At 41.1% G+C, this 14,490-nt stretch carries 12 protein-coding genes and 1 pseudogene; 9 read left to right on the top strand and 4 right to left on the bottom strand.

Translation table 11 applies throughout. The features are described 5' to 3' along the window. The gene (locus R8695_RS09795; RefSeq protein WP_154779770.1) at positions 1-2,952 is read left to right on the top strand and encodes a response regulator; all 2,952 of its coding nucleotides are present in this window, start codon (positions 1-3) and stop codon (positions 2,950-2,952) included. A gap of 138 nt (positions 2,953-3,090) precedes the next feature. Here the strand turns inward: R8695_RS09795 and R8695_RS09790 are convergent, their stop codons facing one another. Continuing rightward, positions 3,091-3,954, bottom strand: coding sequence for a serine hydrolase domain-containing protein (locus R8695_RS09790; protein WP_154779769.1), 864 nt, complete (start codon positions 3,952-3,954; stop codon positions 3,091-3,093). A gap of 280 nt (positions 3,955-4,234) precedes the next feature. Here R8695_RS09790 and R8695_RS09785 point away from each other — a divergent pair, with 280 nt between their 5' ends. Next, positions 4,235-4,765 carry an O-acetyl-ADP-ribose deacetylase gene (locus tag R8695_RS09785; RefSeq protein WP_118512479.1) on the top strand — a complete coding sequence of 177 codons (531 nt, stop codon included), beginning with the start codon at positions 4,235-4,237 and terminating at the stop codon, positions 4,763-4,765. A gap of 195 nt (positions 4,766-4,960) precedes the next feature. Here the strand turns inward: R8695_RS09785 and R8695_RS09780 are convergent, their stop codons facing one another. Next, positions 4,961-6,067 (bottom strand): RNA-guided endonuclease TnpB family protein, encoded by a 1,107-nt coding sequence (locus R8695_RS09780; RefSeq protein ID WP_154779768.1) that lies wholly within the window; start codon positions 6,065-6,067, stop codon positions 4,961-4,963. Positions 6,068-6,339: 272 nt separating this feature from the next. Here R8695_RS09780 and R8695_RS09775 point away from each other — a divergent pair, with 272 nt between their 5' ends. From R8695_RS09775 to R8695_RS09765, 3 genes are all read left to right on the top strand, one after another. Then, positions 6,340-6,753, top strand: coding sequence for a DUF4097 family beta strand repeat-containing protein (locus tag R8695_RS09775; protein ID WP_154780280.1), 414 nt, complete (start codon positions 6,340-6,342; stop codon positions 6,751-6,753). Positions 6,754-7,053: 300 nt separating this feature from the next. Continuing rightward, positions 7,054-8,235: an iron-containing alcohol dehydrogenase gene (locus R8695_RS09770; protein WP_154780281.1), complete on the top strand. Its 1,182-nt coding sequence runs from the start codon at positions 7,054-7,056 to the stop codon at positions 8,233-8,235. Positions 8,236-8,436: 201 nt separating this feature from the next. Beyond that, complete coding sequence (locus R8695_RS09765) at positions 8,437-9,237, top strand: DUF4866 domain-containing protein (protein ID WP_154780282.1); 801 nt, start codon at positions 8,437-8,439, stop codon at positions 9,235-9,237. 52 nt (positions 9,238-9,289) lie between these two features. Here the strand turns inward: R8695_RS09765 and R8695_RS09760 are convergent, their stop codons facing one another. Beyond that, positions 9,290-10,204 (bottom strand): tyrosine-type recombinase/integrase, encoded by a 915-nt coding sequence (locus R8695_RS09760; protein WP_154780283.1) that lies wholly within the window; start codon positions 10,202-10,204, stop codon positions 9,290-9,292. After that, positions 10,201-11,085 (bottom strand): tyrosine-type recombinase/integrase, encoded by an 885-nt coding sequence (locus R8695_RS09755; protein WP_154780284.1) that lies wholly within the window; start codon positions 11,083-11,085, stop codon positions 10,201-10,203. Before R8695_RS09755 ends, R8695_RS09760 begins: the two co-directional genes overlap by 4 nt. Before the next feature lie 171 nt (positions 11,086-11,256). Between R8695_RS09755 and R8695_RS09750 the strand changes: the two genes are divergently transcribed. The 4 genes and pseudogenes from R8695_RS09750 (at position 11,257) to R8695_RS09730 (ending at position 14,228) form a co-directional block, all read left to right on the top strand. Further along, complete coding sequence (locus tag R8695_RS09750) at positions 11,257-11,694, top strand: hypothetical protein (protein WP_243139512.1); 438 nt, start codon at positions 11,257-11,259, stop codon at positions 11,692-11,694. 27 nt (positions 11,695-11,721) lie between these two features. After that, positions 11,722-12,360 carry a Mu transposase domain-containing protein gene (locus R8695_RS09745; RefSeq protein ID WP_243139513.1) on the top strand — a complete coding sequence of 213 codons (639 nt, stop codon included), beginning with the start codon at positions 11,722-11,724 and terminating at the stop codon, positions 12,358-12,360. Then, positions 12,357-13,120 (top strand): annotated as a pseudogene (locus tag R8695_RS09735) (ATP-binding protein). Before R8695_RS09745 ends, R8695_RS09735 begins: the two are co-directional and overlap by 4 nt. A gap of 157 nt (positions 13,121-13,277) precedes the next feature. Continuing rightward, complete coding sequence (locus tag R8695_RS09730; RefSeq protein ID WP_154780285.1) at positions 13,278-14,228, top strand: L-lactate dehydrogenase; 951 nt, start codon at positions 13,278-13,280, stop codon at positions 14,226-14,228. Positions 14,229-14,490 lie beyond the last annotated feature (262 nt).

Raw genomic sequence — 14,490 nt, 5'->3', positions numbered from 1 at the left:
ATGGATGTTAAGAATCATAATACAAACAGAAAGAAACGGGTTGTGAGAAAACGATGGAATGCAGCAGTTCTTATTGCCCTATTTGTTGGAATCCTTTTGACTGTTTTCCAATATTTGGGGTTTGTATCGAAGACTGTTTATGAGGAAAGTGTTTCTCACCTGACTGAAATTTTTCATCAGTCTGATAATATGCTAAGTGAGCTGACAAATAAGAATCTGACTTATCTCCATATATGGGGGGAATATTTGCAGAACACTTCCGATGAAAGTGAAATTCGTGAGTATATAGAGAAAGCACAGGAAGATGCAGGCTTTTTAGATTTTTATTTCCTGTCAGCGGACGGGAACTATAAGATGGCAACAGGTGAAACCGGGTATCTGGGATTGCAGGAAAATATTGAAGATGAGATCCGGCAGGGAAATGATGTGATAACCAATGCAACGGTTCCCGGAAAATCCCAGCTCCTTGTTTTTGCTACTCCCAGGCCTCATGGAAGTTATCAGGGCTTTGAATATGATGCCATTGCCATTGCCTATGAAAACTCTGATATCTTAAATGTGCTGAATATTTCTGCTTTCAATGGAAATGCCCAGAGTTATGTGGTTCATCCGGATGGCCGTGTTGTTGTGGATCATTCTTCTGAGGCATGGGGAGAGGTGTATAATTTCTTTGGGATTCTGAGAGAGTATTCCGATATGTCTGAAAAAGAGATCCTTAAACTTTCAGAAGAGTTTAAGGAAGGACATACAGATGCAATGCTGATAAATCTGGATGGAAAGGATTACTATCTGGTCTATGAGAAATCTAAACCTCAGGACTGGATCTTTCTGGGACTTGTCCAGGCTGATATCGTCAATGCCAGTATGAATGTTCTGCAGCGTAGCACTATGCTGCTTGTAAGTGCAGTAGCGGTGTGTATTGCAGGTCTTTTTATTGGAATTATTCTCCGGAAAAACAGGGTAAACCTGAAGAGAAAGGATACGGAGATCCTGTACAGGGACGAATTGTTTCAAAAGCTGTCAATGAATGTGGATGACGTTTTCCTGATGCTGGATGCCAAAACATATAAAGCAGATTACGTCAGTCCCAATGTGGAAAAACTGCTAGGAATTACAGTAGAACAGATTCGTAAAGATATTTGTGTCCTTGGGAAACTGCATCCCGGGGACGTTGAAGATCCGGAAAAGAATTATCTGGAAGAAATCCAGGTTCATGAGCAGCAGGAATGGGATTTTGAATATGTTCATCAGAAAACAGGAGAACACCGCTGGTTTCATAACGTTGCAATGGGCAGCGAGGTAAACGGAAAAAAGAAATATATCCTGGTTCTGTCAGATCGTACCTCTGACAGAAAAATGAATCAGGCTCTTTCTGAGGCGGTCCGCGCTGCGGAGACTGCAAACAAGGCAAAGAGCACCTTCCTTTCCAATATGTCTCACGATATCCGGACACCAATGAATGCGATCATTGGTTTTACCACACTGGCTGTAAGCAACATTGATGATAAAGAAAGGGTTCGGGATTATCTGGGTAAGATTCTTTCCTCCAGTAATCATCTGCTCTCACTGATCAATGATATCCTGGATATGAGCCGTATTGAGAGTGGAAAGATTCATCTGGAAGAAACGGAAGTCAGTCTGTCAGAGGTTCTTCATGATCTGAAAACCATTATCAGCGGACAGATCCATGCGAAACAGTTAGAGCTTTACATGGATGTCATGGATGTTACCAATGAGGATGTTTATTGTGACAAGACCAGGCTGAATCAGGTACTGCTGAATCTTTTGTCCAATGCGATCAAGTTTACTCCTGCAGGCGGAACCGTTTCTGTCCGGCTGAGAGAGTATCCGGGTACACAGAGAGGCTGTGAACTGTACGAAATCCGGGTAAAGGATAACGGAATCGGCATGAGTCAGAAATTTGTACAGAAGATATTTTCTCCTTTTGAGAGAGAGCGGACTTCCACTGTAAGCAGGACTCAGGGTACAGGACTGGGTATGGCTATCACCAAGAACATCGTAGATATGATGGGCGGAACCATTGAGGTTCAGACAGAACAGGGCAAAGGTACTGAATTTATTATCCGTCTGCCATTGCGGATCCAGCCTGAGAACCACCGTATAGAGAAAATCGCAGAGCTGGAAGGTCTGAAAGCATTGGTAGTAGACGATGATTTCAATACCTGTGACAGTGTGACTAAGATGCTTGTGAAGGTTGGAATGCGTTCGGAATGGACACTTTCCGGTAAGGAGGCTGTTCTCCGCGCACGACAGTCTATGGAAATGGGTGATGCATTCCATGCTTATATCATTGACTGGCGTCTTCCGGATATGAACGGCATTGAAGTTACCCGTCAGATCCGAAGTCTTGGTGATGATACACCGATTATTATCCTGACTGCTTATGACTGGTCAGATATTGAAGTGGAAGCCAGGGCAGCAGGGGTGACTGCGTTCTGTGCCAAACCTATGTTTATGTCAGATATCAGAGAGACTCTGATGGCTGCTATCGGCCAGAAGCAGGCTGAGGCAGATGATAATATTCTTCCGGCAGCAGATTCAGATTTCAGAGGCAGGCGCATACTGCTTGTGGAAGATAATGAACTGAACAGTGAAATTGCTGTAGCACTCCTTAGTGAATATGGTTTTCAGGTTGATACAGCAGAAGATGGAGCAGAGGCTGTGGAGAAAGTTAAGAATTCAACACCAGGTGATTATGACCTGGTGCTTATGGATGTGCAGATGCCTGTAATGAATGGATATGATGCTACTGAGCAGATCCGTTCACTGGATGATCCTTCACTGGCGGGAATCACGATCCTTGCCATGACTGCCAATGCTTTTGACGAAGACAGAAGGAAAGCACTGGCATGTGGTATGAATGGATTCTTATCCAAACCAATTGTTATAGAGGAATTGATCAATACCTTGCAAAATATTCTGACGGATTAGTAAAACCAAAACCTGCTAAGAAAAGTTAAAAACTTTTTAGCAGGTTTTGGTTTTTTGACAAGTCTGTCCTTTTGTTATTCCGATTTTTCCACAATAATACCTGTGGGAGAATCAGGTTATAAATTTCAGAAAAAGATATTACAGTTTTGCGCAGACAAGCTCATAAACTGCCCTCAGAAGTTCTTCTCCCCTGCGGCATTCTGAAACAAACGAAACGACTGCGTTTTTCTGAGGCAGGATCATAGATATCTGAGAGTATTTTCCATCTGCCCGGAAAGAATTATATTCACCCCGCCAGAAAAGATAACCATAATATTCCACATCCGCAGCCTTTGTACTTTCTTCTATCCATTTCTCAGACAGTATCTGTTTTCCATTCCACTTACCTTTATTAAGATAAAACATTCCAAATTTGTGAAGCTCAGAAAGGGTCAGGAATAATCCGCCTGCGCCAAAACTGTTTCCAAGCGGATCAGTCTCCCATGTAGGACGTTTTATTCCAAGTTGGGAAAAAAGTCTTGGTGTAAGGTAAGAAACCAGATCACAGCCGGAACGTCTCTGAACAAGAATGCCTGCCAGATAGGGACCAACATTATTATACACAAAATGTGTACCTGGCTTATACTTAAAGGGAATAGCCAGAGACATTTTCACCCAGTTATCTTCTTCATATAATGGTCGTTGTTCTCCCATCAGACTGCCTTTCTCCTGTCCAAGACACATGGTAAGAAGATCACGAACAGTTGCTTCTTTCAGGTTCTCATCTATAAGTTCCGGCAAGTCACCTGCAAATGCCTCCGTTAGTTTTTCATTAAGACAGATCAGTCCTTCCTGAACAGCAAATCCAACTGCACAGGATGTGAAGCTCTTTGTTGCAGAATAAATATTCCTTCTGCATTCCGGTTCACTGTACCACTCTGCTGCAAGTTCATTATCTTTTGAAACCTTGATTCCAAGAACATTATAATCTCTTGCTATCTTTATAAAATCTGAAATATCCATAGTATTTACCCCCTTCCCATCTTTAAATGTATTATGTTGATTTTATATTAACACAAAAATGTCAGATAAACCAGTTATTACAGAAGGTGGATGGCAACATTTTATCTTGCTGTTGGGATGATAGATGGTATAATGTTAATAGACGCATAAGAGAATATACCTGCTATGCGACTGCAAAGAGAGAAAAGTGTGTTATTCTGAGATAAAACAAGAGTAGGATAAACGGGAAAAATACTGATTTTTCAGGTGATTTAAAAATATTAGAAAGCAGGTAAGAAAAATGTATTTGATAAAGACAATAAAAAATGACATAACAAAAATAACAGATGTACAGGCAATCGTAAATGCAGCAAACAATTCACTTCTCGGAGGCGGTGGCGTAGACGGTGCAATTCACAGAGCCGCTGGTCCAAAGCTGCTTGCCGAATGCCGAACACTTCACGGATGTGAGACTGGAGAAGCAAAGATTACAAAGGCATATCATCTGCCCTGTAAGTATGTGATCCATACTGTAGGTCCCATATGGAACGGAGGTGGAAACAGGGAAGAAGAGCTTCTTTCAAGCTGTTATTTTAACTCCATGAAATTGGCAAGTGAGAATGGAATCAGGTCTATTGCATTCCCTTCCATATCAACAGGCGTATACAGATTTCCGGTCGAACTGGCGGCAAAGATAGCGGTAAATACCGTAAATAAATTTTTGCAGGATCATCCGGACAAATTTGACCTGGTAGAATGGGTGCTTTTTGATTCTCACACAGAATCGGTTTATAAGGCTGAGGTGGAACGGATAAAGAAGCTATGTAAATGAAAAATAGTCAAAAAGAGTTTCAGATGATAAGTCTGGAACTTTTTTTATTGTGTGACATGCTCCCGCCACTTAAATTTTACAGATTTTGAAGTGGGAGCTTCCTGCTCGATTGCCCTTCAGGGCAAAGCTAAAACAAGCTATCCCCGCGTGTCCCGCGGTTCTTTTTTTATCCGGTTATGGATCTTTTCTGTGCTATCATGCACATTTTTTATATGTTCTTTTTCCTTCTTCCAGAATATTGACCGCCGCATTCACATCCCGGTCCATCTGGTTTCCACATTCGCACAGGTATGTCCGTTCTGATAATGCCAGTTCTTTCTTCTTATGTCCGCATACACTGCATATCTTGCTGGATGCAAAATATCTGTCTACTTTTATCAGATATTTTCCACGTTCTTCCAACTTATATCCAAGCATGGAAAGGAACTGACCGTATCCGTTATCCTGTATTCCTTTTCCGAAATGCAGGCCTCCGGCTATTCCCTTCAGGTTCAGATCCTCCACACATACTGCATCATAGTCTTCTGCAAGGCTGTGGCTGAGCTTATGCTGGAAATCCTTCCTCTGATTCTTTATCTTTTCATGATATAAAGCAACCTTTTTCTTCTGTTTCTGATAGTTACGGCTGCCCTTTTCACATCTGGAGAGTTTTCTTTGTTCCCGGGCAAGTTTTTTCTCTGCATTCCGGTAAAACATGGGATATCCGGCCCTTTCACCGGTGGAAAATACACACATTCCATGCATGGCAAAATCAATCCCCAGGAATTTTTCCGCCTGTCTTTTCTCCGCTGTTTGGTTTTCACAGTCGAACAGCAGGCTGGCAAAATATTTTCCGGATGGTTCCCTGCTCACAGTCACTGATTTCAGCTTCCATTCCTCCAGGATCATACGGTGGAGTTTTATTTTTACCGGCTGCATCTTTGGCAGTTTCAGGAACCTGTCCTGCAGACAGATATTCCCATTTACCATATTTGTTGTATAAGATTTCCGCGAGTGCTTTTTTGATTTATAATGCGGAAAGCCCACTCCCGGTTCCTGGAAAAATTTCCGGAAAGCCCCTTCCAGATTTAACTGTACATTCGCCAGCGCAAGAGAATCCACCTCTTTCAGCCATGGATATTCTTTTTTATATCCGGTCGGCGTATTTTTCAGCATCTTTTTTTCTTCCTGATAATAACGGATCTTATCCGCAAGCATCCGGTTATAAAGAAAACGACTGCAGCCGATTGTCTTCTCTATCTGGGTTATCTGTTCTTTATTTGGATAGATCCTTATTTTTACTGCTCGGTTTATCTTTCTCACCCTGACTCTCTATATACTAATGGATTGTTTCAACAGGTGCTATATTTCAAAGATTTCTTTTGCTCTCTCTGACCTCTTATTGTCCAGCATCTTTCTGCTATATTTCATAACCATGATCAAATAAAAGCACTGAATGAGAATTATTATCTAAACTCATTCTGTACACTTATTTCGACCGGCCAAAAGTCAAGAGCATATTGTTCTTTTGCTATTATAATATATTTATTGTATCAGAACAAGCGTTTTGTGGTTTTTTATGAATTTGAGCAGATATGCTCGAATGTGCAATTCATCCCATCACCTATAGAGGTGAGGGAATTCTTGCTACGATTGTTAAATCGGATATGAGCAACATACTGCTGAATGGATGCAAAATCGAAAATGGAACTGTTCAGACAGATTCAGGAGATGTATTCTTTAAAAATTGCGATTTCGATAATCTGAAAGTGCAAACTGATATGGGTGACCTGTGCTTTATTGGTAAAGAAGACGTGATGCGTACATGGAGCATACAGGTGAACACTGATATGGGAGATATCAATGTTGATGATGCGCTGACCGGTAAGAGGATGGAAGACCAAGACGACTGCGATATTTCCTACACACAAAAAGGAACAGGCGGAAATCTGGTGATCCAGACCAATAGTGGAGATGTACGTCTGAAGTGCAGAGCAAGTGATTCTTAAAAATGAAGGTACTGTAATTTTATTGGAGGGTCTGGTTTTGCAGGAAGCTTATAATATCTTCTGGCATATAATGTTAAATTAATAACATCAAATATAAGTAAAATAATAAAAAACAATAAATATATATAGAAAAACAGTAAAAAATATAGGAATAAATAATAAAATACACCAAAATACAAAAAGATATAAAAAACTATTGCGTTATAAATTTAACAATGATATAATGCAAGCGAACAGAAGAGATGAGTGCCTTCTGCAGTAACATGTAAACAGACATAATTTATAAAGGAGATAACAGCAATGGCAAGATTTACATTACCAAGAGACATTTATCATGGAAAAGGATGCATCGAAGAATTAAAGAATTTAAAAGGAACGAAAGCAGTTCTTGTTGTGGGCGGCGGCTCAATGAAACGTCAGGGATTTTTGGATAAGGCAATTAATTATTTAAAAGAAGGCGGAATGGAAGTTCAGCTGATCGAAGGTGTGGAACCTGATCCATCAGTAGAAACTGTTATGAAAGGCGCAAAAGTAATGCAGGAATTCCAGCCGGACTGGATCGTAGCTATGGGCGGTGGATCCCCAATTGATGCAGCGAAAGCAATGTGGGCATTCTATGAATATCCGAATACAAAATTTGAAGATCTTATCACACCATTTGGTTTTCCTGAATTACGACAGAAAGCAAAATTTGCAGCAATTCCGTCTACATCAGGAACAGCTACAGAAGTTACAGCTTTTTCAGTAATCACAGACTATAATACAGGAATTAAATATCCCCTGGCAGATTTTAATATCACTCCGGATGTAGCAATTGTTGATCCGGAACTGGTTGAGGGACTTCCGGTAAAACAGGTAGCATATACAGGTATGGATGCATTAACACATGCAATTGAAGCATATGTTTCTACACTCCACTGTCCATATACAGATCCGCTTGCACTGCAGGCCATTGAGATGGTTCTGGCATATCTGCCGTCATCTTATAATAAGAACATGGCAGCACGTGAGCAGATGCACTATGCACAGTGTCTGGCAGGAATGGCATTTTCCAATTCTCTGCTTGGTATTGTTCATTCTATGGCACATAAGACAGGTGCAGCATTCTCCACTGGACATATTCCCCATGGATGTGCAAATGCAATTTATCTTCCTTATGTGATCAGATACAATGCAAAAAATCCTGCAGCAGCAGAACGTTATGCTGAGATTGCAAGAAGAATGGGACTGGAAGGAACCTGCCAGCAGGCTCTGATCAATAGTCTCTGCGAGAAGATTGACGAGTTTAATGTAAGATTGAATATTCCAAAAACACTGAAAGACTTTGGAATCCAGGAAGAAGAATTTAAAGAAAAAGTTGCCAAAATTGCAGAACTTGCAGTTGGTGATGCATGCACAGGCTCTAACCCAAGGGCAATTGATTCTGCAAATATGGAGAAACTTCTTACATGCATTTATTATGGAACAGAGGTCGATTTTTAATTAAAAAGCCATAAAAAGGTTACAGAAAAGACATTTTATCCTGTCAGAAGGATGGAATGTCTTTTTTATATAATTTTTAGCTTACATCTATGCAAAATTGATATTAGAAAATCTCCTTTTTTACGTTGACATTGCGAAAAGCAAGACTATAATTAGAACCGAAAAAAAGAATCTGACACGATTGAAAAGGGGAAGTTAATTATGAGTACAATTCTGCCAAGAGAAGAAGCAGTAGAAACAATTTTTTCTAAAATTTTGGCTTCGCCGGAAGCATCCGGACGATTAAGTGGAGTTTTTTATGACCATATAGATGACGACCATCGTCTGACAGATAATGACAGAGATCATTTCCTGCAGGTATTGTTTCATGCGTACCAGAACGGTGATATCAGTGCACTGCTGTTGGAATTATGCGGCAGAAGTATGTTTGACCTGTTAAGGGAGGCTTATCTGATCCCGAAGAAATTCCACGGAAAAGCAGGAGAGAACCCGGTGCTCCTTACAGATGCAGCCGGAGAACTTCTTCCCGGGGAAAAGGTTTCAGCCAGAGAATATGCAAAATTCAAGGAAACATATGAACATCATGAATGTGCCCCCAGATCTGCGCTGTATCTTGCAGATGGTTATGATCTTGTCCGTACCTATACAGAAGGTCTGAACATTACGGAGGAAAAAGATAACCGTAAACGTGGCATTCTGGCTCTTTATGCACTTCCGGATACCTGTAAACTGGGTCTGACAGAAGCACAGGCATATGCAGTTGTATGGGATGCTTTCCAAAAGATTCAGGAAGAAGCACCGAGAGCTATGGTTTACTATGGACAGGAAACCGGTCTGAAGAAAGAGAACCCTGAAAAACCATATGATGAAATTGGAATTCTCCTTCCGATCCACGAATTTGAAAAGAAAATGCTGCAGCATTTAGACGAGATTGACGGAATCGTACTGGCATGCAGAGAAAAAATGATGGAAAAAGCAGGAAATGACAGTCTGCAACTCTAAAATTATTGTATGAGGAAGTGGAAAAAATGCCACAGGAATTGATCAAAAAAAATCATATGGATGTTGCCTGGCACGAATGCACAGATGAAAACGGGGAAAATGTACCAGTCGTAAATGCCAGTATTGCAGAAAAAGCATCCATTATCGGACGTGTGGGGATTATGTTTCTATCATGTGGTACCGGAGCATGGAGAGTAAGAAGTTCCATGAACACATTGGCAGAAGCAAGGCTGACCCCTGCCTTAAGAAGGATGTTTTTTCTGAATGTTGTTGTTATGCTGTGGTTGCATCTCCGGTCCCCTGACGGAGATTCAAAAAAATATGTATCGCCAGGCTTTGATTTTTTCCTATTATAATTTATGAGCCATTTGCCAAGGGAAGCCTTGAATGGAACCAGTCTGGATACGTTTCCTTTTCCGCTGTTGACAATGATAATGTTATCTGTAAAGTCAATGTCACTGATCTTAAGTTCCAATGCCTCCCCCAGTCTCAGCCCTGTACAGTACAGCAGCCTGATAAGCGTCTGATAAAAAAGCCGTGAGTCATAGCGGCCATAGGCGCTTTCCCTGGAATCTATGACTGAAAAGATTCTCTTCATCTCAGCATTAGAGAAAACATATGGAATATAATCTCTTGGCATTTTTACTGTACAGTCATACTGGATATAGATATTTTCATAGCCCTGGCTTTTCAGGAATTTCGCAAACTGCCTGATATTGCATTCACAGTGATGCCTTGTCGACTGTGAAAGATGTTCAGCTGTTTTCACATATGCGAATGTCATTTCTTCCGTAAGGGCAATTTCTTCCAGCTTGTAGCTGTCAAGGAACCGGTTTAATGCCAGATAGTCGTAGAGAAGGTTTCCCTCTATTTTCTTATAGTATCCCAAAGCGTTTTTATATCTCAGGAAGTTTTCAAACTCTTCTTTAAATATGCCGGTGAATTCCTTCTTTGTGATTTCTTTCATTCCGGCACCTCCAGTGATACTTTCCTGAGTCCGTCTACGTCAATGGAAAGATATTTCTGTGTTGTCCTGGAACTGGCATGCCCTAACACCCCGGTAATAACGGGCACAGGAGTATTATTTGCGAGCATCGTAGTCGCCAGGGAATGCCTTAATGTATGGGCACCACGTTTCCGGCATCTCCGTTCGATACCTGCTTTCTCAAAATTTTTATAAACAATCTGTGTGAGTATCTTGGCTGAAGTAAAAGCAGAGTTAGTGATAGTATTTATAAAGATGTATTCCGATCTCACATCAGGCCTGTGATTCTTCAGATAGTCCAGGAGGAGAAACTGTACCTGTTCCGTAAACGGGACATTCACATGGATGCCGGTTTTATGTTGGGTTTTGCTGATGAGTTTTTTATCCCAGTTGATTTCATCAAATCTCAGCCATATGATATCACTTGACCTCAGACCGCATTCCGCAGCGATAAGGATCATGCATTTGTCCCTGATGCCACATTTTTTTGCAGTGTCAATACTTTCGACCAGAATTTTAATCTCTTCTGGCGAATAGTAGGATAGGATAGAATCTCTTTTGTCAGTAGTGATCATTGGAAACAGTTGGTATCCATCAAAAGACGACAGCCTCTGTTCATACATGATATTAAAGAATTGCCTGAGAGTAAACTGAACCCCGCTGATGGTTTGAGATCTGTAATCCAGACTGTTCACAAACTCATAAACATTCTTTCTATCAATGTTCAGCAGATCATCTGTCTGAGCGTCTTCAAGATAACTTAGGAATTTTCTCACGGTCTGGAGTTTTCGTTTGACAGTCACATCCCTGATTCCTTCTTTCTGTCCATTTTTAAATATTTCGATGTACTTAGCGCTGTTCATAATTTTCTCCTTTCATTTGCCAAGTACATTCAGTATAGCAGATATATTTGATTTAAAAGTTATGAGAAGTAAAATACGAAGAAATAGATTGAAAATCGTGAATTAGCGCCATCTCTTCTCATAACTTTTCTCTTCTCATAAGACTGGATAGGCGACCAGCCGGAACTACTATTGGATACAACAACTGGCGAACTTCGGAAAGTTCACATTTTTACAACTACACTTGGTTTTAGCAGCCTTGTTTATGCAGAGATCTTTCCGGATGAAAAACTTCCACATTTTATTACCGGCACAGTACATGCACTGTCTTATTATGGGGCAGTTCCTAAATATCTTGTCCCGGACAATCTGAGAACAGCTGTTACCAGGCATAGTAAAGATGAACTTGTGCTGCAGTCAGCTTTTTTGGATCTGGAAACTTTTTATGATACGATCATTCTGCCGCCACCACCAAGGAAACCGAAAGGCAAACCAACAGTTGAAAATCATGTGCGTTTCTTGGAGACGCATCTGGTAGAAGAATTAAAGAAAGATACTTATACCTCTCTGGAAGCTCTGAATGCTGCGGTCAAAAAGATCGTAGCGGACATCAACCAGCGTCCTTTCTAGAAAAAATCTGACATTCGGAAATCCCGCATGAATGGATTTGAAAAGTACGACAAACCGCGTATGAACCAACTTCCAGACGAAAGTTATACGCTTTGTGATTATAAATACTTTCTTAAAGTTCCAGATAATTACCACCTTGAATATGATGCCCACTACTATTCTGTATTGTATACCTATAAAGGGAAGCCTGCAATTCTTAAGGCTACAATGACGGAGATACGGATCTGTGATGAGTATAACCGGCTGATCTGCCGCCATCCAAGATCTTACCGTGATTTTCCTCTTTACATTACAGATGACAGTCATATGCCTCCAGAACACCTATATTACAAAGAAGTGAATGCACATGACGGAGCTTATTACAGACGATGGGCATCTGTTTATGGAGAATCTATGGTAACTCTTATTGACAGGATACTCCGCAGTTCCAAGCATGAGGAACAGGCATACAACAGCTGTGCCGGTGTACTCCATTCCTGTAAAGATGTTCCTCACAGGCTGGTTCAGGAGGCTGCTGAGAAATGCGTAGAAGCCAATGCCTGCAAGTATTCTTATTTCAAGAAAGTACTTAGCATGGTTCAGAATAATCATTCCAGCAGTGCTATAAACGGAACCGGAAAACTTCCTTCCCATACAAACATCCGTGGAAAGGAGGCATACAAATGAGTTCATCCCATGACATTACATTAACACCTCAGGAACAGGCTCTGATTATGCGTCTGAAGAGTTTCCGTGTTCCAGAAATGGCACATATCCTGGAAGAACAGTTGAAAGATCCTAATGCAGATCTGAACACTTTTATGGAACGCATAACAGCAATGGTTGATGCAGAGTGGCAGGCGCGGGCAGAGAAACGTTTTAATCGTCTGATGAAAGAAGCGCATCTGCGATACCCGGCGGCGGATCTTGCGAAACTATTTACCATCCAGAACGTCAGCTTGATACCCAGACAATAGAGCGACTGAGTACCTGCCATTGGATAGAGGAAGGAAAGAATCTCATTGTAACAGGATCTTCTGCCAGTGGAAAAACTTATCTAATCAATGCTTTTTGTGTAACTGCAATGAAGCAGTCTAAGAGTGTAAAGTATATAAAAGCGAACACTCTTATGAGCGAAATGGAACAGGCACGTATCAAATCCACAAATCTGGATTACCTGAATAAGCTGACCAAGCTGGATCTTCTTGTGATCGATGATTTTGGCCTTATGGATCTCGATCTTGATAAATGCCGGGATCTTTTTGAAGTCCTTGACACCAGGGATGGAAGAAAATCAACTGTAGTCATCTCACAGTTTCCAGTCAGTACATGGTTTGATATGTCTGCTGATAATACCTACGCTGATGCGTGCCTTACACGAATCACAGATAAACATCATACATATCGTCTGGAAATGAACGGTATAAATATGCGTGAAACAGAATGATATCATCTAGCGGTACTTCGTACCGTTAAAAATGGAATAGCCGTTCCGCAGTAGCGGAACTGGCATTCCGTTTGAGCGTAATTTGCATGTTAATTTGTTGACAATGTGCTATCATTAAGGGCGTCAATTTTGTTAGGAGAAAAGGAGTATTAAGATTATGAGCAGTAAAATTACTATCATTGGAGCCGGCAGCGTCGGATCCACCATCGCGTACACTTTATCAAGCCAGGATATCGCTTCTGAACTCGTTCTGATCGATATCAACAAAAAGAAAGCAGAAGGCGAAGTTCTGGATATCATCCAGGGAACCTGCTTCAGAGATCCTATCTCTATCATTGCCGGAGATTACGAAGATGCCAAAGATTCCGACATCGTTATCATCACATCCGGTATTGCACGTAAGCTAGGACAGACAAGACTGGAGCTTACACAGACAAACGTAAATATCCTGAAGTCCATCACACCGGAGATCGTAAAAGCAGCTCCAAATGCTATTTACCTGATCGTAAGCAACCCGGTTGATATCATGACTTATGTATTTACAAAGATTTCCGGACTTCCGGAGAACCAGATCCTTGGTTCCGGTACCATCCTTGATTCTGCGCGTCTGCGCTGCGGAATTTCCGAACATTTCCAGATCGCACAGAGCAACATTCATGCTTATGTATTTGGTGAACATGGCGATACATCCTTTATCCCGTGGACAGGTGCTTATATCTCAGGCGTAAGCGTAGATGAGTACTATGAACTGGAGAAGAAACTGGGAAAAGATATCGAGCCGATCGACAAAGAAGCAATGCTTCAGTATGTACAGAAGTCCGGCGGTGAGATCATTTCCAAGAAAGGTGCAACTTTCTATGCAGTATCTTCCTCTGTATGCAAGCTCTGCAGCTTACTTGTATCTTCTTCAGAATCTATTTCCACAGTATCTACCATGATGCATGGAGAGTACGGAATCGAGGACGTATGCTTAAGTACACTGACACTTGTCGGACCAAACGGTGTACAGGGTAAAGTACCGATGAGAATGAACAAAGCTGAGATCGAACAGCTTCAGAAGAGTGCGGATGCACTGAAAGAAATTATTGCTCAGATTGACCTTAATTAATAAATAAGAGAATGGATTCAGGGGAGTGGAGAACGCGCTGCTCCTCTGAATAAAAAAGTTACTGTTTACTCCTTTTTTATTCATCAGTCAAAATTCCATATTGTAGCTGAGGCAGCGGAATTCTGACTCTTATGGATGAAAACAGAAATAAAAATATAGCTGTAAGTAAGAACCACTGGGGACGGAGTTAGTAGCATTGCCTTTGCAAATGTAAGAACAGGCATCCGTGCACAGGTTCAGCATTTAAAAGCCTATGCGTCTT

It is taken from the genome of Blautia luti (assembly GCF_033096465.1).
Taxonomy (GTDB): domain Bacteria; phylum Bacillota; class Clostridia; order Lachnospirales; family Lachnospiraceae; genus Blautia_A; species Blautia_A luti.
The sequence above is the reverse complement of the archived record's forward strand: the minus strand, read 5'-3'. Positions and strand labels throughout refer to the sequence as shown.

Coding starts and splice junctions, on each gene's coding strand:
- R8695_RS09795 (WP_154779770.1), top strand. CDS start 1: ATGGATGTTAAGAATCATAATACAAACAGAAAGAAACGGGTTGTGAGA.
- R8695_RS09790 (WP_154779769.1), bottom strand. CDS start 3,954: ATGGATATTTCAGATTTTATAAAGATAGCAAGAGATTATAATGTTCTT.
- R8695_RS09785 (WP_118512479.1), top strand. CDS start 4,235: ATGTATTTGATAAAGACAATAAAAAATGACATAACAAAAATAACAGAT.
- R8695_RS09775 (WP_154780280.1), top strand. CDS start 6,340: ATGCTCGAATGTGCAATTCATCCCATCACCTATAGAGGTGAGGGAATT.
- R8695_RS09770 (WP_154780281.1), top strand. CDS start 7,054: ATGGCAAGATTTACATTACCAAGAGACATTTATCATGGAAAAGGATGC.
- R8695_RS09765 (WP_154780282.1), top strand. CDS start 8,437: ATGAGTACAATTCTGCCAAGAGAAGAAGCAGTAGAAACAATTTTTTCT.
- R8695_RS09760 (WP_154780283.1), bottom strand. CDS start 10,204: ATGAAAGAAATCACAAAGAAGGAATTCACCGGCATATTTAAAGAAGAG.
- R8695_RS09755 (WP_154780284.1), bottom strand. CDS start 11,085: ATGAACAGCGCTAAGTACATCGAAATATTTAAAAATGGACAGAAAGAA.
- R8695_RS09745 (WP_243139513.1), top strand. CDS start 11,722: ATGAATGGATTTGAAAAGTACGACAAACCGCGTATGAACCAACTTCCA.
- R8695_RS09730 (WP_154780285.1), top strand. CDS start 13,278: ATGAGCAGTAAAATTACTATCATTGGAGCCGGCAGCGTCGGATCCACC.